General features: G+C 57.5%; 16 protein-coding genes and 1 rRNA gene. 5 read left to right on the top strand and 12 right to left on the bottom strand.

The window, feature by feature from the left end:
- Positions 1–39: 39 nt before the first annotated feature.
- On the bottom strand, positions 40–705 hold the full coding sequence (locus tag BM155_RS12070; RefSeq protein WP_254773185.1) for a Crp/Fnr family transcriptional regulator: 666 nt from the start codon (positions 703–705) through the stop codon (positions 40–42).
- Positions 706–1,092: 387 nt separating this feature from the next.
- On the opposite strand from BM155_RS12070, the gene BM155_RS12065 reads away from it, so the two are divergent.
- The 3 genes from BM155_RS12065 to BM155_RS12055 all read left to right on the top strand — a co-directional run bounded on the left by BM155_RS12065 (position 1,093) and on the right by BM155_RS12055 (position 6,481).
- Positions 1,093–2,265 (top strand): TonB family protein, encoded by a 1,173-nt coding sequence (locus tag BM155_RS12065; RefSeq protein ID WP_074903398.1) that lies wholly within the window; start codon positions 1,093–1,095, stop codon positions 2,263–2,265.
- Positions 2,266–2,406: 141 nt separating this feature from the next.
- Positions 2,407–4,464: a M13 family metallopeptidase gene (locus BM155_RS12060; protein WP_074903396.1), complete on the top strand. Its 2,058-nt coding sequence runs from the start codon at positions 2,407–2,409 to the stop codon at positions 4,462–4,464.
- Between the two features lie 127 nt (positions 4,465–4,591).
- On the top strand, positions 4,592–6,481 hold the full coding sequence (locus BM155_RS12055; RefSeq protein WP_074903394.1) for an MFS transporter: 1,890 nt from the start codon (positions 4,592–4,594) through the stop codon (positions 6,479–6,481).
- Positions 6,482–6,564: 83 nt separating this feature from the next.
- On the opposite strand, the gene BM155_RS12050 is transcribed toward BM155_RS12055, so the two are convergent.
- The 5 genes from BM155_RS12050 to BM155_RS12030 form a co-directional block, all read right to left on the bottom strand.
- Positions 6,565–7,971: a M20/M25/M40 family metallo-hydrolase gene (locus tag BM155_RS12050; protein ID WP_067157344.1), complete on the bottom strand. Its 1,407-nt coding sequence runs from the start codon at positions 7,969–7,971 to the stop codon at positions 6,565–6,567.
- Between the two features lie 219 nt (positions 7,972–8,190).
- Positions 8,191–8,532, bottom strand: coding sequence for a hypothetical protein (locus BM155_RS12045; protein ID WP_067151244.1), 342 nt, complete (start codon positions 8,530–8,532; stop codon positions 8,191–8,193).
- 4 nt (positions 8,533–8,536) lie between these two features.
- The gene (locus tag BM155_RS12040; RefSeq protein WP_067151241.1) at positions 8,537–9,304 is read right to left on the bottom strand and encodes a TSUP family transporter; all 768 of its coding nucleotides are present in this window, start codon (positions 9,302–9,304) and stop codon (positions 8,537–8,539) included.
- Positions 9,305–9,412: 108 nt separating this feature from the next.
- A complete protein-coding gene (locus BM155_RS12035; RefSeq protein WP_231902443.1) occupies positions 9,413–10,024 on the bottom strand; it encodes a lysophospholipid acyltransferase family protein in 612 nt (203 codons plus the stop codon).
- Between the two features lie 242 nt (positions 10,025–10,266).
- On the bottom strand, positions 10,267–11,850 hold the full coding sequence (locus BM155_RS12030) for a peptide chain release factor 3 (RefSeq protein WP_067151238.1): 1,584 nt from the start codon (positions 11,848–11,850) through the stop codon (positions 10,267–10,269).
- 128 nt (positions 11,851–11,978) lie between these two features.
- Between BM155_RS12030 and BM155_RS12025 the strand changes: the two genes are divergently transcribed.
- Entirely contained in the window at positions 11,979–13,757 is a 1,779-nt protein-coding gene (locus BM155_RS12025) for an aminopeptidase P family protein (RefSeq protein WP_074903392.1), read from the top strand.
- A 408-nt stretch (positions 13,758–14,165) separates the two neighbouring features.
- On the opposite strand, the gene BM155_RS12020 is transcribed toward BM155_RS12025, so the two are convergent.
- From BM155_RS12020 to BM155_RS12000, 5 genes are all read right to left on the bottom strand, one after another.
- Positions 14,166–15,542 (bottom strand): MATE family efflux transporter, encoded by a 1,377-nt coding sequence (locus BM155_RS12020; RefSeq protein WP_067151232.1) that lies wholly within the window; start codon positions 15,540–15,542, stop codon positions 14,166–14,168.
- A gap of 179 nt (positions 15,543–15,721) precedes the next feature.
- The gene (rimI, locus tag BM155_RS12015) at positions 15,722–16,186 is read right to left on the bottom strand and encodes a ribosomal protein S18-alanine N-acetyltransferase (RefSeq protein WP_067151229.1); all 465 of its coding nucleotides are present in this window, start codon (positions 16,184–16,186) and stop codon (positions 15,722–15,724) included.
- A complete protein-coding gene (locus BM155_RS12010; RefSeq protein WP_074903379.1) occupies positions 16,183–16,962 on the bottom strand; it encodes a hypothetical protein in 780 nt (259 codons plus the stop codon). The genes rimI and BM155_RS12010 overlap by 4 nt, the downstream gene beginning before the upstream one ends.
- Complete coding sequence (locus BM155_RS12005) at positions 16,963–18,498, bottom strand: 2-isopropylmalate synthase (RefSeq protein WP_067151222.1); 1,536 nt, start codon at positions 18,496–18,498, stop codon at positions 16,963–16,965. It abuts the gene before it with no gap.
- A 792-nt stretch (positions 18,499–19,290) separates the two neighbouring features.
- Positions 19,291–19,770 carry a glutathione peroxidase gene (locus tag BM155_RS12000; RefSeq protein ID WP_074903378.1) on the bottom strand — a complete coding sequence of 160 codons (480 nt, stop codon included), beginning with the start codon at positions 19,768–19,770 and terminating at the stop codon, positions 19,291–19,293.
- Positions 19,771–19,938: 168 nt separating this feature from the next.
- Here BM155_RS12000 and BM155_RS11995 point away from each other — a divergent pair, with 168 nt between their 5' ends.
- Positions 19,939–21,873: a cytochrome c/FTR1 family iron permease gene (locus tag BM155_RS11995; RefSeq protein WP_074903376.1), complete on the top strand. Its 1,935-nt coding sequence runs from the start codon at positions 19,939–19,941 to the stop codon at positions 21,871–21,873.
- Positions 21,874–22,387: 514 nt separating this feature from the next.
- On the opposite strand, the gene rrf is transcribed toward BM155_RS11995, so the two are convergent.
- Positions 22,388–22,503, bottom strand: a 5S ribosomal RNA gene (rrf, locus tag BM155_RS11990).
- Positions 22,504–22,664: the final 161 nt, after the last annotated feature.

Genomic DNA, 22,664 nt, shown 5'->3' with positions numbered 1-22,664 from the left:
ACAATGAATAAGAAGGATCTACCCACAGGCGCAGACAGATCAAGACAGCATTGATTCGAGAAAGTCATTTACTTCCGGGTCATCGTCCACCAGTTGGCCACTGCCAAATTCGGCATTCCAGTCCAGCAGGATGCGTGCCAAAGCGCGAGCCTGATCCGCCAGGGCTGAAAGCTCTTCGCGGCTGTTTTTGGGTCCAGTGTAAAGTTTCAGCTTGCGATGACTGTCCGCCAATTGGTGGCCGGGATACTTGGAGCGGTATACCTCCAATTTCCAGCGCAACGAGTGCACCATATTTCGATAGAAAACCAGCTTTGTGGGCAGATGCAATAAAGAGAAATCGTCTAAATCCGCAAACAGCGTACAGTCTACTCCCAACACCTGTGTATCGCGGCTCGTTGGCGCAGCCACAATGGTGGCACTGCGGGGCTCTGCGAGCAGCATCGAGAGATCCCCGAACAGCTCCCCCGGACGAATAATTGCAAGCGGTCGCTCACTTACAAGCCGCTCCCGCTCACCCTCAACGTGCACCTGCAATTCGCCCCGTAACAGGAAATAAACCCACTGATCCACATCTCCAGCGTTCAACAGCGGTTCTCCCGGCTGTAAACCCACCAGGCGCGAACGCTTCAGCAACACGTCATATTGCCACTCACTGCTCGCACGAATGTCACGAAACAAATGAATGACGTTTAATAGGCGATCCACAGCATCGCGTGGACAGTCAGTGAGAAGCTTTATATCCATCCGCTATTTGACAATTAGTGATAATTTTCCGTTCCGGCCCCAACCAATACCGAAACAATTTTCATTAGACGCCATTTAAACAACGCCAAACCGCCGCATTCTATCGGCAGAGTGATCACTGTCTTCTTTACAAGCGTCCGAAATTGAAAAAACGAGACATTCTACCTATTTCAGGGTTGAACTACATTGCAATTGCAGTAGAGTTAGACACGGTTCAGATTAAATTGTCCCATAGTGCCAAAACGGCGCACTTTTTAATCTGGCTGCGCACTTTCGGGGGAGATGTGCGCAATCCACTCACCTGCCGGATACTTCCCGTCCGGAAATGAGAACTGACACCAAGGAACAATGAAACCGATAAAGCTCATCATAGCCCTTATGGTGTTTGCGGTGGCCTTAACGGCCAAAGCCGCACCGTTACTAAACGGACTCGCCCTGGAGCAACAATTCAACAAGGACCGCTATATCGCCGCAGTCTATTCCGAAACGCTTGCCGACAGTGCCAGCGCACTGCTCGACAACAATACACCGCGCCGCCTGGAGGTGCGGATCGTCGCCGACAGCCTGTCCGCGCGCCGCTTCCGCAACCAGTGGATGGAAGGGATCGCCATCAATAACTCCAGCAATGTGCTCAGTAGCCAGGCAGAAAACATGGTGACCTTCGCCAAGCTCTTTTCTGGCCGCTACCAGAAGGGAGACCGCCTGACCATCGACTTCGAAGCGGGCACTGGCACCACCAAGGTGGCCTTAAACGGCATTGCCCTGGGTGAAATCGCGGATCGCGACTTCTTCAATACCCTGTTGCGCGCCTGGATAGGCCCGGTACCCCCTTCCACAGACTTCCGGGATGGCCTTCTGGCCGCGGGGGATGTCCCGCCCTCACTTCTGGGGAACTTTGAACTGCTGGAACCGAGCAGCGAACGAATCGCCCAGCTGACGGCCCTGCTGAGTGAAGAAGAGGAAGAGGCCAGCACTGAGGAAACAGCGGTGGCCGCCGCACAGCCCGCGCCCAAAGCCAAGCCCAACCTGGCATCTGATATACCGCCGCCCAGCCTAGCCGCTGCCAGCGCCCAACCCCAAACACCCGTGAAGGAGGCCGCACCCAAGCCCGCGGCCAACACGCCGAAACCCCAGCCGGCCAAGGTCGCGGCCACCAAGCCCACTCCGCCGCCGGTACAGGAATTGGAGGAGGAAGAAGACGAGGCGCCGCTGACAGCAGACCTGATCCTGGCCCGGCAGCTCTATCACTCCATGTTGCTGCGCCACACATTCAAGTACATCACCTATCCAAAGCGCGCCCAGGAGCGCGGCCAGGAAGGCAGTGTGCGTCTGAACGTGACCATTGATCCCCAGGGGCGGGTGAAAGACGTGCAACCCCTGCAGGAATCCCGCTATGCCAGTCTCAACCGCGAGGCCCGGGAGGCGGTAAAACGCGCCAGCCCCTTCCCCGCGGCACCACCGCAACTGGCCCGGGACAGCTACCAGTTCACTGTGCCCATCACTTTCCGCCTGCCGAACTGATCGGCAGCCGCACAAAGCCCCGCAATCGCGGGGCTTTTCATTTCCTCTCTTGTCAGACACACCTGAGCGCAGTCGGCTTGCCCTTAGCAGTGCGCGCGGCTTAGTATCGTGGCGTAATTATCAGCCCAACAAAGGCCCAAGATGAAAAAATTGCTCTTATCCCTCGCTGTCGCCGGCATAGTGGCCGGCTGCTCCCAGTCCGAAGCCCCCAAAACCGAGAAAAGCACTGACGACACCACCGCGGTACAGCAGGTTGAGCTCGGCTCAGGCATTGATCTGACCGCGATGAACACAGAGGTCCGTCCCCAGGACGACTTCTTCAACTACGTAAACGGTGCCTGGATGGCCAGGACCGAAATTCCCGCTGACAAATCCAGCTGGGGCACTTTCTACGAGCTGCGCGATAAAAGCACCGAACAAGTGAAAGCGCTGATCATGGAAGCCAGCGAGAGAGCCGAGGGCGAAGACGCGGAAAAAATCGGCGCTCTTTACAACAGTTTTATGGATGAAAAACGCATCGAATCCCGCGGGTTGGCCGCCCTCACTGGCGAGCTGCAGAAAGTAGATGCCATCAAAAACCGCGACGACCTGACCCGCTATTTCGCCTATGCCGATGCCATCGGCTTCGACGCGCCCTTTGGCGTCTTCATCAACCAAGATGTGAAGGACGTAGAGAACTACGCGGTTTACCTCTGGCAATCCGGTCTCGGCCTGCCGGACCGAGACTATTACTTCGATGACTCCGATAAAGGCCGACAACTGCAAGCCGCCTACATCGACTTCTTGACTAAGCTGCAACAGCTGGCGGGAATGGAAGATGCGACAAAAGGCGCGGAGACCATCTACGCACTGGAAAAACGCCTCGCCGAGCACCAATGGACTCGAGTAGAAAACCGCGACGACGAAAAAACCTATAACAAAAAGTCCCTGAAAGAACTGGCAACGCTGCTACCGGCAATCAACTGGGACATCTATTTGCCGGAAGCTCGCTTGCAGAAAGCGGAATACGTTATCGTCGGCCAGCCGGATTACCTTAAAACCGTCAACGGGATTATCACCGACACGGATCTGGATACCTGGAAGCGCTACCTGAAGGTGAAGCTGCTCACCTCCATGGCGCCCTATATGCACAGCGAATTGGCGCAATTGCACTTCGACTTCTACAGCACAAAAGTGCGGGGTATAGAAGAAATGGAGCCCCGCTGGAAGCGCGCGGTGCAATTCGTCAATGGCGCCGCCGGTGAGCTGGTGGGCAAACGTTATGTGGAAAAATACTTCCCGCCCCAGGCCAAAGCCCGCATGGTGGAACTGGTCAACAACCTCAAGGCAGCCTATAAGGACTCCATCGAATCTCTGGACTGGATGGGAGAGGAAACCAAAAAACGCGCGCTGGAAAAACTGGCCAACTTCACCACTAAAATCGGCTATCCGGACCAGTGGCGCGATTACAGTGCGCTGCAAGTGAGCAACGATTTGGTGGGCAACGTATTGGCGGCACGCCGTTTTGATTCCGAGTACGACCGCGCCAAGCTGGGCCAGCCGGTGGATCGCAGTGAGTGGCACATGTACCCGCAGACAGTGAACGCTTACTACAACCCACCGATGAATGAGATCGTCTTCCCTGCAGCGATACTACAACCGCCGTTCTTCAATATGGCAGCGGATGATGCCGTGAACTACGGAGCCATCGGAGGCGTGATTGGTCACGAAATTGGCCACGGCTTCGACGACCAAGGCAGCAAGTACGATGGCCAAGGCTACCTAAACAACTGGTGGACCGACTCCGACCGCGCCAACTTTGAGAAACTCACTGCCAAACTGGTCGACCAGTACAATGCGTTCGAGCCACTGGAGGGTGAGCATGTGAACGGCGCGCTGACTCTGGGAGAAAATATCGGTGACCTTTCTGGTCTCGGCATCGCCTACAAGGCCTACAAAATGTCCCTGAAGGGCGAAGAGGCACCAGTGATCGATGGCTTCACCGGTGACCAGCGCCTGTTTATGGGCTGGGCGCAAGTATGGCGCACGAAAATGCGTGACGAGGCCCTGAGCGAGCGTCTGAAAACCGATCCGCACTCTCCGGCACAATACCGGGTGCAAGGTGTACTGCCGAATATCGACGCCTTCTACAAAGCCTTTGATGTCAAGGAAGGTGACGGCATGTACCTGCCGAAAGAAGAGCGTGTGGTCATCTGGTAAGGCAGAGCACTGTCAGTATTACCCACGCGGGTGACAGCCCGCTCCAAAGCCCCGCATCGCGGGGCTTTTTTATGACAGCCACATTTCGCTTACCATAAAGTAAAAACACCAATAGGGGATCAGGCCCATGGCCCATAAAAATCAGTTCCAATTACTGGCCAGCCGCCGTTTTCTACCATTCTTCCTGACCCAATTCCTCGGCGCCTTTAACGATAATGTTTTCAAAAGTGCACTGATGGTAATGATCGCCTTCCGCCTCGCCGCGGATCAGGCCAATGCACTTAACAATCTGGCCGCCGGCCTGTTCATCCTGCCCTTTTTCCTGTTTTCCGCCACTGCCGGTCAGCTGGCGGACAAGTACGACAAAAGCCTGCTGATCCGACGCATCAAACTGGCGGAAATCGGTATCAGCCTGGTTGGCGTAGTGGCACTTGTCAGCGGCAGCAATTCCCTGAGTCTGCTGGTACTTTTTCTCCTCGGCCTCCAATCCGCGTTTTTCGGCCCAATCAAGTACGCAATACTGCCCCAGCACCTGCGCAAGTCGGAGCTGGTAGGCGGTAACGCTCTAGTGGAAATGGGGACCTTTGTCGCCATCCTCGGCGGTACCATTGTGGGCACGATTCTTTCTGGGGCCAGTAATGGGGGAAACGAGTGGGGTAGCAGCTGGATCGGAGGCTTGATCATCGCCATCGCCCTGGCGGGTTACCTGGTGTGCCGCGCGATTCCCAAAGCCGCCCCGCCCGTACCGGAACTACAGATCGATCTCAACCCGATTCGTCAGACCGCCCGCATGCTGCGCGAAGCAGCCAAAACACCGGCGATCTTTTACTCCATCATCGGTATTTCCTGGTTCTGGCTTCTGGGAGCCGCCTACCTGACCCAGATCCCCAGCTTCGGCAAGAACGTCTTGGGTGGCAACGAACCCCTGGTGGCTCTGCTCCTGTGCAGCTTTACCGTCGGCGTGGCGATCGGCTCTCTGACCTGTGAGCGTCTATCCGGCGGCCGCATAGAACTCGGTCTGGTACCACTGGGAGCTGCGGGCCTCACCTATGGCGGCATCGCTTTGTCTGTGATCGGTGGCAATCTGACACCGCTGACGGAAGTCTCCCTGGCCGCTTTCTGGAACAGCCCTGGCGCTCAGTCTTTCCTGCTGCATTTGGCGCTGATCGGCATCTTCGGCGGTCTCTACATAGTGCCCCTCTACGCCATGATTCAGGACCGCACCGACAAAGCCCTGCGCGCCCGGGTAATTGCGGTTACCAATATCATGAACGCTCTGTTTATGGTGATTTCGGCAATACTGGGCCTGATATTTCTCACCCTGCTCGACTTCACCATCCCGCAGTTCTTTATGGTCATCGCCCTGATGAATGCCGCGGTGGCCGTGTTCGTATTCAACCGGGTACCAGAATTCGCAATGCGCCTGCTGATCTGGCTGCTGTCCCACACCATGTACCGGGTCAAACACCAAGGACTTGAACAAATCCCCGAAGAAGGCCCGGCCATCATCGTGTGCAACCACGTCAGCTATGTAGATGCCCTACTCCTGGCGGGCGCTGTGCGCCGTCCCATCCGCTTTATCATGTACAAGCCCATTTACGAAATCCCGGTGCTGCACTTTATCTTCAAGACCGGCCGCGCCATCCCCATCTGCTCGAAACAAAAAGACCCAGAGGGCTACGAAAAGGCGTTCGTAGAAATAGAACAAGGGCTTAAAAACGGCGATCTGCTGTGCATCTTCCCCGAGGGGCAGCTGACCAAAGATGGCGAACTCGGCCCCTTCAAGGCCGGTATCGAAAAGATACTCCGCCGCACTCCTGTCCCAGTCATCCCCATGGCCCTGCGCGGCCTCTGGGGCAGCTTCTTCAGCCACAAAGACGGCCACGCCTTCACCACCTTGCCCAGGCGTTTCTGGTCAAAAGTGAGTGTGGTCGCCGGCAAGCCGCTAGACGCGGCCGCAGCCAGGGCGGAAACGCTGCGGGAGCAGGTATTGGGATTGCGGGGAGAGCAGCGCTAAAAAGCGCCTGAACAGTTCACTTCCCGGTGGTAAGGCTAATTCGAGGCCCCTCACCGCCGGGAAGCGAATGAATAAAGGTGACTTCAGTGTTCCGTCGGCACTCGACCTAAATCTCCCTCCATTTCCGCCACCAGAAAAGACATCACCACCCAGGCAGCCACATTTTGTTTCAGGTTCTCCGGGTCCACCTTGTCTAAGGTGTCGTTGGGCGTGTGGTGGAAGTCGAAATAATCAGTGCCGTCCTGGTAGAGGCCGAATGCGGGCACACCCTGGGCGACAAAGACACTGCCATCGGGACCGCCGTGACTGTTGTTGTTGCCGCGCTCAATCCCCAGCGGCGCCAACAGCTGCATCATCTGATCGGCGATATCAAACTTATTTTCCGGTAGGCGGGTATCAAATCGCCACACCTTGCCGGCGCCGAAATCGGATTCGGACACGGCAATAATATTGTCGAGTTCACTGCGGTGGGCTTCCACATACTGCTTGGCCCCCACTAGGCCGATTTCCTCTGCACCGAACAGCACCACGCGCAGGGTGCGACGCGGACGGCTCGGCAGCTCGGCGATCAGACGCGCGGTTTCCAGCACAATAGCCACGCCGGCACCGTCGTCCAGTGCGCCCGTTCCCTCATCCCAGGAATCCAGGTGTGCGCCGATGATCATCACCTCTTCCGGCTTTTCCCGCCCAGTGATTTCACCGATCACATTGAAAGAGGGGCCATCGGCGAGCAGCTCGTTATCCACGTCCAGTTTTACCTCTACCGGTTTGCCGCGCTTGAGCATGGCTTCCAGTAAGTTGGCATCCGGCGCGGACAAAGCCAGGGCTGGCACAGGATTTTCAACCCCTTCGATAGACATCATCCCGGTGTGGGCGAAGCGATCGGAATCTGTGCCCACGGAGCGCAACAGCAGCGCCACCGCACCTTTTTCCGCCGCGATGCGCATACCTTTGCTGCGCCCCTGCACGGCGGGCCCATAGCCCTCACCGGTGCGTGCGCGCTCCATGCGCCTATTGATAAAAACGATCTTGCCTTTGACTTTTTTGGCCGACGCTTTGGTGAGCGCCTCCACATCGGCAAATTCGACAATTTCCGCCGTCAGTCCGCCCTCGGGCGTGGGCACGCTGTAGCCGAGGGAGGAGACCACCAGCGGCTGCGGGAAGGGCGCAACCACTTCCGCATGTGCGTGGCCCCGATGCCAGCGCTTCACATCGATCTGCTCGGTATAGACGCGGTCAAATCCCAGCGTTTTCATTTTCTGCAGTGCCCAGGCCACAGCTCGGCGGTCCCCCTCGGTGCCGGCCCGGCGCGGTCCCACTTCTACCGTCAAAGACTCAACAAGACTGTAGGCGTCGGAAGACTCAAGCGCGCGGTCGCGCAGCACTTCCGCGACGGAAATATCCTCCTGGGACAAAGGCTTGGCCTGGGCGGAAACAACGGCCAGGGCCGCGAGCAATCCGCCGGTAAGAGTCAGCAATGGTCTCAACATGGTTTTATCCTGTGGCAAAACACTGGGGGAAGCGCCGGTTGATCCGGCCAAGCCTGCGATAGTTTCAGGGGCCTCTGGCAATGCAATGGATTGTGCGAAAACGCGCGCTACATTCCCGCATCCGGCGGTTTCAAAACCCGCCCATTACCTGAGCTCTCCCCCGCTTGCGAAATACCCACAAGGCCAGGGCGCGAATAAACCAACGCTTCCGTAGTTTTATTAATCAGATTCTTTTTCGGCTGCCAACAGCTTACGCCGCACTTCACGCAACTGCTCCAGTCCCGCCCGGGTAAACAGATAGGGCGAGCCGCCGGTGTATTCGGCCTCTTCGATCTTCAGACATTCGAGGCGCAGCTGCTCCAGATCGGGATCGTGGCGCATGGGGTAACCGGTGAGCACCCGCCATTCGTTGTCATCCGCCTGGCCGGTGATCACGTCCTCCAGTCCCTTGAGAAAATCCTTGCGCTCCATACGGAAACGCGGCGTACGCATGTGCATGAGCGCCCAGATTATCAGGGCGAAGATGCAAATGGAAAGCAGCAGGGTAAGTAGGATCGTCATGCTCTCACACTTCCAGCAACAGCTTCAACGCCACCACCAGGGTAGCGAGAATAATCACCGGCTTGATCAGGCGCGCACCGCGAGAAATAACCAGATTGGACCCCAGGCGCGCACCGGCGAACTGAGCGGCAGACATACCGATGGCGAGCCATAGTAACAGGTGGCCGCCGGCCATAAAGATCAGCATGGAAGTCACGTTAGTAACCAGCACCAGCGGCTTGGTATGCGCGGTAGCTCTACGTATGTTGTAGCCGAGCAGTGCGCTGAAAGCCAGCGCGTAAATGGATCCCATGCCGGGGCCAAAAAAGCCGCCGTAAAACCCGATGCCTCCACCGGCGAAGAGATTGAACAAGCTATTCGAAATGCGCGGCTTGCTATCAATATCAGAGATGCGGGGAGAAAAGAGAAAATAAAGCGCAATGGCAATCAGCAATAGCGGCAGCAATGTGTCTAATTGTTCACCCCCCAACTGCGTCACACTCCAGGTCCCCAACACAGCGCCAACTATCGCCGCCAGTAATCCCGGCCACAGAGGACGCAAGTCGAGGTGCCCTTTCTGAAAGAAGTTAATCGTCGAGGAAAGCGTACCGAAAACGCTCTGGAATTTATTGGTGCCCAGAGCATCCAGTGGCGGGATACCTGCCCAGAGCAGCGCGGGCAAGGTGATAATGCCACCGCCGCCGGCAATCGCGCTGACAAAACCAGCCGTAAAGGCAACCGAAATCAGGAGCAGGCAGGTAAAAAGAGAAAGCCCACCGTCTATCAGCACCACAGCGGGAACCTCTGATGAATCCGCGGGCGCTCTATCGCCGGTTCTCCGCTATTTGGGCAATGTCGGTCCGGGCGCGAATTCATCAAAGTCAGGCTCCTTTGCTCCCGCTCAGGGCTGATGCTCCACGAAGTCTGTCTGGTTTTCCGGATAGCGCCCTCGGTATTTACTGAAGCGCCGCTGTATCTCTCTCATGTCCGCCTCCAAATCTCCGGTGGGATGATAGAGGGAGTCGATACGGATGCATTTGTGGGCAAAATCCCAGGCCACCAGCAGCACGGGGACATCCGCGGCATAGGCAATGCGCAAAAAGCCGTTTTTCCACTTGCTCACCTTCTTGCGGGTGCCTTCCGGCATAATCGCCACCCACAGCTTATCCTTGTGCTGAAATTGCCTGGCGATCTGCTGCGCCAGGCCCCCTGGCGCAGAGCGGTCAGTGGGAATACCGCCGAGCCACAGAAATAAGCGCTTGAATGGAAAGAAAAAGGCCTCTTTTTTCATCAGCCAGGAAATTTTAATTCTAAGCGCCATAATAAATGGCATGGCGACAACGAAATCCCAGTTGGACGTGTGCGGCGCCATCGCCACCATCACTTTTTTCTCGCGCGGGAATTCACCCTCCAGGCGCCAACCGAGCAACCGGGTAAACATCAGACCGATTGCCTTGGTCAGCCCATTGCCTTTACGGGGTATCTCTTCGGGTATTTCTTTTGGAATGCTCACTAACTCAGTCTCTCAAAATTCAAACCAATACACGGACATAGTCATTATTAGGGAATTTCTGATGAATTCGCTTCCAGACTCTAAGAGGCCCTCTGGCTAAATCTCCTCCTGGCGGTAAAGCTATTTCCAGGCCTATTGAAATGCTCAGATAACGGAATAGGCATTGCGAAAACGCACGAGGACAACCCTCGCTTTGCCAGATTAATCTCGTTACCTAAGCGCGCGCATTCATCCGAGGTTTCTCAATGCTCCCGGGTGGCATAGAAGCGGATTTCCGGATAGCGCTCCTCAGCCAACTGCAAGTTGACGCGGGTCGGCGCCAGGTAGGTCAGGTGACCACTGCCATCCAGCGCCAGATTAGTGCTGGCCTTGCGTTTGAAGTTCTCCAACTCCTTGGCGTTGTCACTGTCCACCCAGCGCGCGGTATTTACGTTTACATTTTCGTAGATGGCCTCCACCTTGTATTCGTCCTTAAGGCGGAAGGCCACCACCTCAAACTGCAACACCCCCACAGCGCCGACAATAATGTCGTTATTGTCCAGCGGAAAGAAAACCTGCGTGGAGCCTTCTTCGGAAAGCTGCTGCAACCCTTTCTGCAATTGTTTCAGCTTCAGCGGGTCCTTCAGGCGGATACGGCGGAAGAGTTCCGGGGCGAAGTTCGGAATACCGGTGAACTTGAGATTTTCGCCCTCGGTAAAGGTATCCCCAATCTGAATGGTGCCGTGGTTGTGCAGGCCGATAATATCGCCGGCGATCGCCTCCTCTACGTGGGTGCGGTCGCCGGCCATAAATGTCACAGCGTCGGCGATCTTCACATCCTTACCCAGGCGCACGTGCCGCATTTTCATACCGCGGCTGTAGGTGCCGGAGCAAACCCGCATAAAAGCAATGCGGTCGCGGTGCTTCGGGTCCATGTTTGCCTGAATCTTAAACACGAATCCGCTGAATTTTTCTTCTCCCGGCGCAACACTGCGCTCGTTGGCGGGCCTGGGCTGGGGGCCCGGTGCCCACTCGACAAAACCGTCGAGCATCTCGCGCACCCCGAAGTTGCCCAGCGCAGTGCCAAAAAACACCGGAGTCAGCTTGCCGGCCAGATAGGCCTCCAGATCAAATTCGTGGGTGGCGCCGCGCACCAGTTCTATTTCCTCGCGGATATCGTCGGCGTACTCGCCCAACAGCGCACTCGCCTCATCAGAGTCCAGCCCCTTAATCTGGGTATCTTCGGGGATAGTGTGGCCCTGCCCCTGCTCGTACACATGTATGGTGTCCGTGTAGAGGTTGTAGACGCCCTTGAAGTTCTTGCCGGAGCCCAGGGGCCAGTTGATCGGCGCCGCCTGAATATCCAGCACTTCCTCGATTTCATCCATTACCTCAATAGGATCGCGGATGTCCCGGTCCAGCTTGTTGATAAACGACAGGATCGGGGTGGTACGCAAGCGGCACACGTTCATCAGCTTTATGGTGCGGTCTTCGACCCCCTTGGCGCCATCGATCACCATCAGGGCGGAGTCCACCGCGGTCAGCACCCGGTAGGTGTCTTCGGAGAAATCTTCGTGGCCGGGGGTGTCCAGCAGGTTGACCGTACGCCCCTTGTAGGGGAACTGCATAACGGAAGAGGTCACGGAAATGCCCCGCTCCTGCTCCATCGTCATCCAGTCGGAGCGCGCGTGGGGCCCCTTTTTGCCCTTGACCGAACCGGCCAGCTGAATCGCATTCCCGAACAGCAGCAGTTTTTCCGTGACAGTCGTCTTACCGGCGTCCGGGTGAGAAATGATCGCGAAGGTGCGGCGGTCGGTGTATCCCGCCTGGGTAGAACTCTGGCCCATACTCTAAGATTCGATAACTCGGCGTTCAGCAAAAACAAGGCGCGCATTATACACGCCGGCACGGCGGCGAGTGCTGGAAAACTGATCACATGGGTCCTAGACTGCGCATTTTTTGCTGGAGGTGGATCATGAGTCGGGAACGCTTGCAGGCATTGAGGGAAACGCTTAAACAGCAAGGTGTACAGGCCTTTCTGGTGCCGAGGGGAGATGAATACCAAAACGAATATGTTCCCGCATCCGACGAGCGCCTGGCCTGGCTCACCGGCTTTACCGGCTCGGCCGGCATGGCAGCGATTGCGGCGGAGCACGCGGCGCTGTTCGTAGATGGCCGCTATACCCTACAAGCCCAGCAGCAGCTGCGCGACCAGCCCATCGAGCAGGAAAGCCTGAGCATGGACGCCATTGCCGACTGGCTGTGCGAGCAACTGCGACCTGGCGATGCCCTGGGCTACGATCCGCGCCTACACACGGAACCAGGCCTGGCGACATTGAAAAAGCGCCTCAACGAACGGGATATCAATCTGCGTCCGCTGGAGGACAATCCTATAGACGCGATATGGCGCGACAAGCCCGCGCCCCCTTGTGGCCCCGCGCGTCCCCATCCCTTGGCCTTTACCGGCGAGCACTCGGCAGATAAACGTGCGCGCATCGCCGCCCAGCTGGCGGAGCGGCGCGCCGACGCACTCTGGCTGCCGAATCCGGAAGTCTGTGCCTGGCTGTTCAATATCCGCGGGACGGACGTTCCCCACCTGCCAGTGGCGCTGGCCTGCGGCCTCCTGTACCGCGACGGCAGTGCCACCCTCTATTTAGCCGCAGAAGCGGTTAGCGAGGCGCTGTTAGAGCACTTGGATAACGACGTCAGTATCGTCAACGATAAAAGCGAACTCTTCACCGCCGCCCAGCGACACCACGTGGCAAAGATCTGGGTAGATCCGCAAATCACTAACTGCTGGACCCTGCAGCAATTGCGCGCGCGGGATATCGAACTGCTGCAAGAGCGGGATCCCGTCACCCGGGCCAAGGCGCGTAAAAATCCCGTGGAGCTGGCGGGCGCCCGCGCCGCCCACGAGCGCGATGGCGCCGCTCTGTGCGAGTTCCTCGCTGAGCTGCCGGACGCTGTGGCCGCGAGCGCTGCCGACACCCCATTCGGCGAACTGGAGGCGGCGGGATTGCTCCGCGCCAAGCGCGAGCAGCGCGAAGGATTTCAGGACGACAGCTTCGATGCGATTTCCGGCTATGGTCCCAATGGCGCCATAGTGCACTATCGGGTCAGCCGCGAATCCAGCCTGCCGCTGAAACCCGAGGGCCTCTACCTGATCGACTCCGGTGGGCAGTACCCAGATGGCACCACTGATGTGACCCGTACCCTGGCGCTCGGCGATTTTCCCGCGCATGCACGGGAACATTTCACCCGTGTACTCAAAGGGCATATTGCCATCGCCACGCTGCACTTTCCCAAGGGCACCTGTGGCGAACAGATAGATGCTTTTGCGCGCAAATCCCTGTGGGATGCGGGTCTGGACTACGCCCACGGCACCGGCCACGGCGTCGGCAGCTTTCTCAGTGTGCACGAAGGGCCGCAGCGAATCGGCAAAGCCGCCAGTGGCGTGGCACTGGAACCGGGGATGATCCTGTCAAATGAGCCGGGGTTTTACCTGACCGGGCAATACGGCATCCGCATTGAGAACCTGGTTTTCGTCAAGGAGTCCGATAAACACCACGGTTTCCTTGAATTCGAAACACTGACACTGGCACCGATCGATAAAAGGCTGATCGACACCGGGCTACTCAACGAGGCGGAAAAAGCGTGGCTAAACCGTTACCACCGGCGAGTGCGGGAAACGCTGCTACCGCTGGTAAACGAGAAAACACAAAAGTGGCTGCACGAAGCCACCGAAACCATCTGACCCGAGAAAGCAACAGAGAAAGGGTCCGGATGCACTCGCATCCGGGCCTGAGAAATCTGTGAATATCCGCTTACCGGCGGTAAAGACACTTCGAGGTCAGGGAGACGTTCAGGAAATGCCCGCCTCATTACCTAAGGAACCTCTGAATAATTCGTGTGAACACAATGGTAGGTTCCGGGGCGCTCAGGTAATAGGACGGATATTTCGAAAACGCACGAGTACTTCCCTGTAGCTCCGACGGATACCTCCCTGTATCCGACGGTTTCGAAATATCTGTCCTATCACCTGAGCTTCATATCCGCCCCAAATGAATTAATCAGAGGCTCCATAAGGAACCGACTACAGTGCTCCGTTGATCACAGAGGCGCCCCAAAGAAACGAGCCCCCCGGAAGCAAAGCCAGCGACGCCTAGCGGGCCTGGGGCTGTGCCGCCCCCGGCGCGGCACAAGTGCCGATATCCCGACGCAGCCACCACCAGGCCAGGGCTCCCAACAGAAGATTGGATATTCCCGTAGCGACAAATAGGCCACTGACTCCCCAGTAATGACTGCCCAGCCAAGCCAAGGGCAAATAGACGCCAAGTACGCGCAGGAAGGAAATCAACGTAGCCGGCAACGGACGCCCGAGCCCGTTAAAGGCGGCATTGGCGGACATCACAAATCCATAGCCAGCGTAGCTGGCGGGCACCAGGGTCAGATAGGCCACCGCCACTGCCAACACTTCCTCGGAGTCACTGAACAACCCTGCCAACGCCGGTCCCACGGCGTAGAGCACTAGCGCCAGTGAGAAACCACAACCGACACAGAAGCGCGCCAACACACTGACCGTTTCCCGCAGGCGCGCCGTTTTGCCCGCCCCCGCATTCTGGCCGACAAATGGCCCCACGACCGACGAGAGGGCGTAGAAAATAATCAGCGCTACAGGCTCTATGCGCAGCGCAATGCCGAGCCCCGCCACGGCATCGGCACCGTGCGCGGCCACTAGCGCTACCACCACACCACCGGCCATGGGAATAATGACATTGGTGGCCACCGCCGGCAGCCCCACCGCCAGCACCGTCCGCCAGGACTCCAACAGCGGGGAGAGCTTCCAGCCCGGTACGGCCATCAAATGCTCTCGCCGTATCAAAAAATAAAGTGCGATAAAAAAACTGATACCCCGTGCGATAACCGTTGACAGCGCAGCCCCCTGTAATTCAAGGCGCGGGAAACCCAGCAAGCCAAAAATCAGTAGTGGGTCCAGAATCAGGTTAAAAAACGCCACCGCCATCATAATGCGTCCGGTCAGGGCGCTGTTACCGATGGCGCGCAGCGCCGACAAGGCCACCATGGGTACCACCGCAAATACCGCACCCAGGTACCAGGGCACCATATAGTCGGCAATCAACGGCAGCATTTCCGGCGCGGCGCCGAGCAGTCTGAAAAGGGGATCGATGGTGGCGAGCCCCACGCCACTGACCACGAGAGCAACCAGCAGCGCTAGCAGCGAAGCATCGGTCACCAAGCGCCGCACCCGTGCCAGATCTCCGGCGCCATAGGCCCGCGCCACTGCCGAGGAAGTCCCCGCCCCCAGCCCGATGGCGACGCTGTTGATCACCATCACCACCGGGAAGGTAAAACTCATCGCCGCCAGCGGCGCATTGCCCAGTTGGGCGACAAAATAAGTATCCACCACATTAAAGGACATGGTGGCGAGAATACCCCACACCATCGGCAGTGCCAGCCGGCGTAGATGGCCGGCGACGGACCCTTCCAGCAGAGAGGGATGCTTTTGCGATAACGCCATGAAAAACTCTTTGCGGAAATTTGAAATCCACCGGATTGCGGTGGATATAGGCAACACCGGGCAATAGTTTATCAGCCCCGCGCGCGCCAGGAGCGATTCGAGTCACTATTGTCTGCTATCGATTTCGCATCGCACAAGTCAGCGTGGATCACTTGGTTCGAGCGTTTAAACTCGCCGAATCAACGCGCAGTATTGAGACTCATCAGTACGGCATCCTCTCGCCCGCCACCTTCCGCCGGATAATAATTTTTACGCACGCCGTCCTCGTAAAAACCCAGTTTGCGGTAAAGAGACAGGGCGGCAACATTCGATGCGCGTACTTCCAACAAGACGCGAGTAATCTGACGCGGCAAGCCTGCGATCAGCCGCTGCAGCAGGGCCCCGGCGATACCGCGCCGCCGCCAGTCCGGCGCCACGGCAATATCGAGAATTTCCGCTTCGTCAAACAGCGATGAAATCACGCAACAGGCGATAGGCTCGCCGCACACCGACAACAGCAGCCAGCACTGGTGTCCAGCGCACAGGCTGTCCCGGTATTGGGCTTCAGTCCAGGGGTGGGAGTGGGCAGCGCGAGCCAGCGTCGCGAAGGCGCCGCAGTGCGTTTCGTTAGCCGCGATTAAACGCGCGCCCGGCGGGAAAGTCATTGAGCCCGGGTCTGTTCGGGGTAAGCTTGGCGCAGCAACTGCCATACGTCTCGCTTGCGCTCCGGCTGCTGCAGCAATTCCGACAAGCTCGGCATAGCGAGCACGCGGATCCCCTTCCAGTCGTTGATAGTGTTTTCCAACGAGACCGGCGCACAGAAGTCCCGCGCCTGCCGACCCATCAGCCAGATGGACTTGACGGGGCGGCGCGCACTGGCGGCCTCCAGCCAGGCGGAACAGGTGTCCCGCGCCTCCGCTGCCGAAGCGGCGGGCCCGAAGCGATTCTCCGCCAGCGGCCAGCGCAGGCGGTCCTGCTCGCGCGGCAATTGGTGCCACCCAAGCGCGCGGGCAATATTGTTGAATAATGCCTCCACCGGCAGTGCCGCTCCCGGCTCCCTGCTGTCCACCGCCAACAGTTCCCCGCCAAGCCACCAGCAGCTGAGCACAAAGGGGGCGGGGGCAGGCTCTGTCCGCGGCGTATCAGATAGGTCTCGCGCCGGGACTGTTTTTTGCGTATCAGGAGCCCGAACAGTGGTTTTGGAAGTGCCGGGCTCCAAGATGCCCAGGTCCGCCAGCTGGGCGGCGGGCGTAGCCGATACCGCGACCGTCAACTCGGTGACAGCCGCCGGCCCAATCGCTTCCGGGGCGCGACTTTCCGGTGCGGGCTCTTGGGGCAACTCCGCCTGGCGCGGCGCTGGAGCATGCGGCAGCAGGAAGCGCGGCACATAGCTGACCACGCCCATTACCGACAGATATTCGGCCCGCTGCAACTCGTTCACTTAAACGCCTTTTCTCTTGTTCTCACCGGAATCGAGCATATTTAACGCGTCCAGGTAGGCCTGGGCCGAGGCCACCAGAATATCGGTATCGGCACCGACTCCGTTGACCAAACGCCCATCGCGCTCCAGGCGCACGGTAACCGTGCCCTGGGAATCTGTACCCTGGGTGACGGCATTGACCGAGTAGAGTTTCAGATCTGCCTGGCTCTTGGCGATGGATTCGATCGCCTTGAAGGTAGCATCGACCGGGCCACTGCCGTAGGCTTCGACGCGGTGGGATTCGCCGTCGATCAGCAGGCGCAGCTGCGCCTGTGGCAGGCTGCCGAACTTGCTGCGCACTTCCAGGTCCTCCAGCCGATAGCGCTCCACAGGCGCCTCGGTTCCGGTGACCAGAGATTGCAGGTCTTCATCAAAAATTTCGTGTTTCTTGTCCGCCAGCGCCTTGAAGCGCTCAAACACCATCTGGAACTCAGCGGTATCCTCGAAATGAATACCCAGCTCCTCATAGCGCGCTTTGACCGCGGCGCGGCCTGAGTGCTTGCCCAACACCAAGCGGTTGTGGCCCCAGCCCACGTCCTGGGCGCGCATGATTTCGTAGGTTTCGCGGTGCTTGAGCACACCGTCCTGATGGATACCGGATTCATGGGCAAAGGCATTGGCGCCGACAATTGCCTTGTTCGGCTGCACAGGAAAGCCAGTGATGGAGGATACCAACCGCGATGTGGGCACTATGTGGCTGGTGTCTATTCCGGTTTCCACCGGGAACAGATCCTGGCGGGTGCGCACCGCCATAACGATTTCCTCCAGCGAGGCATTGCCCGCCCGCTCACCGAGCCCATTGATGGTGCACTCCACCTGGCGCACACCATTCATTACCGCGGACAGTGAGTTGGCTACCGCCAATCCCAGGTCGTTGTGACAGTGCGTGGAGAAAATTGCCTTATCGGAATTGGGTACATTTTCAATCACGCGCCTGAACATGGCCCCGTATTCGCCGGGCTCACCGTAACCTACGGTATCGGGAATATTGATAGTACCGGCGCCAGCGTTAATTACCGCCTCGATGATACGGTACATAAACTCCGGCTCGGAACGGCTGCCATCCTCTAGTGAGAACTCCACATCATCTGTGAATTGACGCGCAAGTTTGACCGCTTCCACCGCGCGCTCCAGTACCTTTTCCGGCTCCATCTGCAGCTTGTACTTCATGTGGATCGGTGAGGTGGCGATAAAGGTATGGATACGCGACGCATTAGCCTTCTTGAGCGCCTCACCAGCGCGGCTGATATCCGGTCCCACAGCGCGGGCCAGACTGCACACCCGGGAGTCCTTCACTGTCTCGGCCACCGCCTGGACCGCCTCAAAATCACCGGGACTCGCAATGGCGAAACCCGCCTCGATCACATCCACGCGCATACGCTCCAGCATGCGCGCAATGCGAATCTTTTCATCTTTGGTCATGGAGGCGCCGGGGCTCTGCTCACCATCGCGCAAAGTCGTATCGAATATGACTAATTTATCTTTTTTAGTGTTCATCTGGGCTTCTCTCCTAATCTGGCCCGAGGCTAAACAGCGCGCGAATCGCTGTCTACGCGCCCAAAAAATACAGTGTGGAATTCTGTCGGAAGGTAAAGAAATAAAATTATATGCCGCGACGCGGCAGTCGCAGCGAGAAAGCTAAGGCGCGGTAGAGGTGCCAGGAATTGAAACAAACAGTATACATGGCGATTTCTGCGCAACAGTGCGGTCAAGTGCTGGCATTATGCCCCCACCCTGTAAAACAGGTCAACAACCATCCTAATAATCATCATTGCGCGGCACAATTTTAGGATGCGCCTCCGCACTGTTGTACTGTTTGCGCAAATCGCAAACCACCGATGGCAAACAACGCTTTAATTTGCGACCTGAAACTTCTCCAGCAACCAACACAGTTGATGGTGGAGCCTTGCCAGCTCCGGCTGCGACAGTGGCGCCGTATTGAACAATTGTTTTAGCAAGGCCCATGCGCTCGGTTTAAGCCCGCACGGCGTCGGTGATCGCCACCCACCACAGGGCGCAAGCTGGAACAACCAGTCCGCGCTCTTCCATTCGTTGGGTCAGGAGTGCCCGAACTCAGCTTCAGACGGCGCCGACGCGCGCCACACAGTTATCAGCCCCTCACCCTGCCCAGTCCACTCCCAGAGGATCAGCAACACTAAGTATTGAGGGCTGGTCACACCCAGTGCCCACCAAGGTGTCCCGTAGCCCCAAGCCATTGGCCTGAAGGCGGCGTAGAGAGCAAAACACAGCTGGCGGCTTAGGGCGAGAGATCCATCCTCAGCGGGCCTGTCACAGTAGCCGCTCGATTTCTGATTCCAAATTCTCCGGTTTGTCTTTGGGCGCGAAGCGCTTGACCTGCTGACCGTCCCGGCTCACCAGGAACTTGGTGAAATTCCACTTGATGGCCTCTGTACCCAGCAGGCCCGGCGCCCGCCGCTTGAGCGCCACAAATAGCGGATGGGCATCGGGGCCGTTGACTTCCAGCTTGGCATGGACAGGGAAAGTAACACCGTAGTTCAGCGCGCAGAATTGCTGTATTTCGTCATTGCTGCCCGGCTCCTGCTTACCAAATTGATTACAGGGGAAGCCCAGCACCACCAATCCCCGATCTTTGTACTTCTCGTATAAGGCTTCCAACCCTTTGTATTGGGGAGTGAAACCACACTTGCTGGCAGTGTTTACAATCAGCAGCACCTGCCCCCGGTACGCCGCCAGAGAGGCTGTGGAGCCATCGGCATTCTGGAATGATATAGAGTAAAGGTCGCTCATTGGCGGACTCCGGCTATTTCAATTGCGCAAAGTTACATTGTGCAAAATGACTTTCAAAAGCCAATTCCTGGGTAAAGATGGGGTATATCTACTTTATTGTGAGAATAATTATCAATAATATTATACGCCAAACGACCAACGTCTTTTGCGTCAATACAAGGACATCCCATGCCCCTCTCCCAGTATTTGAGGCGCCTCTTAGCAGCGCTGTTCTTCTTAACCGCAATTCCCACCCTGGCTCAGGAGTCGGGTCTTTCCGAACAGGAGCTGCGCCAGCTTATGCAACTGGCCGAATACATCGGTGTGGACTACTCGGAAGCCGTGGAAAACGGCGAAATCATCAACGGGGAAGAATATGCAGAGATGGAAGAGTTCGCAGATCTGCTGGTCAATCGCGGACGTCAACTCACCCCCTCTCCGGAAGCTGAAGCCATCCGCAAGGAAGCCCAGGCCCTGCAAACAGCTATTGGGCGCAAAGCCAGCCTGAGCGAAGTACAGACACATACCGCCCAATTGCGTCAAAAGCTGCTCGCCATAGCCCCCACCCTATCGCTGCCGCAATCACTGCTCAGCGTCGAGGAGAGCCGGACACTCTACCGGGCTAATTGCGTGGCCTGTCACGGCGACACCGGCATGGGCGACGGCCCCCTGGCAGCACAGCTGGAACCGCCCCCCACCAACTTCCACGAACGTGAACGCGCGGAAAACCGCTCGCTGCTCGGCCTCTACGACGCTATCAGCAACGGTATTGACGGCACAGCTATGGCCTCTTTCAGCCAACTGACAGAGCAGCAGCGCTGGTCCCTGGCGTTCTATGTAGGCAGCCTCGCGTTCACTGATTCAGTGGGCGATGTCTCTGACTCCCCTCTGGCCTTGCAGGACTTGGTGATGTACAGCCCGCAAGTACTGCACAAGAACCGGCCCGAGATCTCCGCGGACACCATCGCAGCATTGCGTGCCGACCCGACGGCCCTATTTGAGAAGAAAAGCTCTGACTCAGCGGATCCGATGGATACCGCACGTGGCCAGTTGCAGAAAGCGCTGGCGGCCTATCTGCGCGGTGATTACAAGGATGCCCGCACTTTTGCCGTTAGCGCTTATCTAGACGGCTTCGAACTTTTGGAAAACACGCTGGATTCCCACGACGCAGATCTGCGCCGCGCGATTGAAAGCGACCTGCTCAACCTGCGCGCACAGCTGAATCCGAACAGTGACCCACAGGTAGTGGAACAACAAGTCAGCGATATACTTCAGCGCCTGGATCAGGCCGGAGCGCTGCTGCAGGAATCCAGCCTCTCCGACACAGCGCTGTTTATCGCCAGCCTGATTATCCTTCTGCGCGAGGGCCTGGAGGCACTGCTGGTAGTGATCGCGCTTACGACAATCCTTGTGAAAACACAACGCAGGGACGCACTCAAGTACGTACACATCGGCTGGATCAGCGCCTTTATCGCCGGCTTTGCAACTTGGGTGCTGGCACAGCAATTTATCGCCATCAGTGGCGCCAGCCGCGAGGTGATGGAAGGCGTGGCAGCGTTATTGGCCGCCGCAGTACTTTTCTACGTGGGTTTCTGGATGCACAGCAAGACTCAGACGGAAAGCTGGCAGAAATATATCCAGGAAAGCGTCAATCGAAGTCTCACCGCCGGTACCCTGTGGGGCATTGCCGGCCTGGCCTTTATCGCCGTCTACCGGGAAATTTTTGAAACCATCCTCTTCTACCAGTCCCTGCTCACCCAGACCGCGGAAGGCCAGTACGTAGCCCTGTGGACAGGAGTCACAGCTGGCGCAGGCCTGCTGGCGATAATCGGCTGGATTCTGGTGCGCTATTCGGCGCGACTGCCACTCGGCAAATTCTTCTCCGTCACAACTTTGGTACTGCTGGCACTTTCATTTGTGCTTGCCGGCAAGGCCATTGCAGCCCTTCAGGAAGCGGCACTGATCGGCATCAGCCCGATGCCGATCTCTTTCAGCTTCGACTGGCTGGGTATCTACTCCACTTGGCAGGGAATCGGCCTCCAGGCGGCGATTTTGGTAGCCGCACTCTGGCTGATACTGAAGGGGAAAAAGCCCGGCAACACCTCCTCAGCGAAGGCTGTGTGATCCAACCCGCAGCGCCTGAGGCATCCCCAAAATACCCCGCTACTGCGGGGTATTTTTTTATCTGCCAACCGAGAAATATCTGCTCGCTTGCCAACTCATAAAAATGTCATATGACACCCTGGTTACTCACAAAAACCATGGACAGAGCTGTGTATAACTATGGGATAGTTGTCCCCAGCCCCCGATTTTATGCCGCCAGTCACTAAGCGCGTAAAAAAACATCGCCCCCTGTCCTCTCCACCCACAACTGCTCCATGACATCCCGGTTACTAACAGAAGACATGGACAGACTTGTGTATAACTACTGGATATCCCCGTTAAATCAAGGCGTTACGCCACTTCCCAGGAGGCGCATAAAAAAGCAGCGGTGGTTTTTTGCTCGCGCCTGCGGGAGGTAAGGGCGGTTTGTGCAGGAGGTTATCAAACAGGCCGTGCAGATTTTTGCAGGTTTGTTAAGGCTGTGGATTTCGGGCATAAAAAAAGGCCACCCAGTTGGGTGGCCTTTCGATTTGGCGCCTGACGATGACCTACTCTCACATGGGGAAGCCCCACACTACCATCGGCGATGTTGCGTTTCACTTCTGAGTTCGGCATGGGATCAGGTGGTTCCACAACTCTATTGTCGTCAGGCAAACTGGCTTGGGTGGCTCCGGTCTTATGAGCTTTTGCTCTGCCTTGCCGTTTGACTGTCCGTTTGCCTCGCTGATCTCTCAGCGCTGACAGCCAACCCAAATAAGTCGGTGAAACAAACTGTAGTAATACACCGCAAGTCTCTGTGCGTCTCTTCACAC

Source organism: Microbulbifer thermotolerans (genome assembly GCF_900112305.1).
Taxonomy (GTDB): domain Bacteria; phylum Pseudomonadota; class Gammaproteobacteria; order Pseudomonadales; family Cellvibrionaceae; genus Microbulbifer; species Microbulbifer thermotolerans.
The sequence above is the reverse complement of the archived record's forward strand: the minus strand, read 5'-3'. Positions and strand labels throughout refer to the sequence as shown.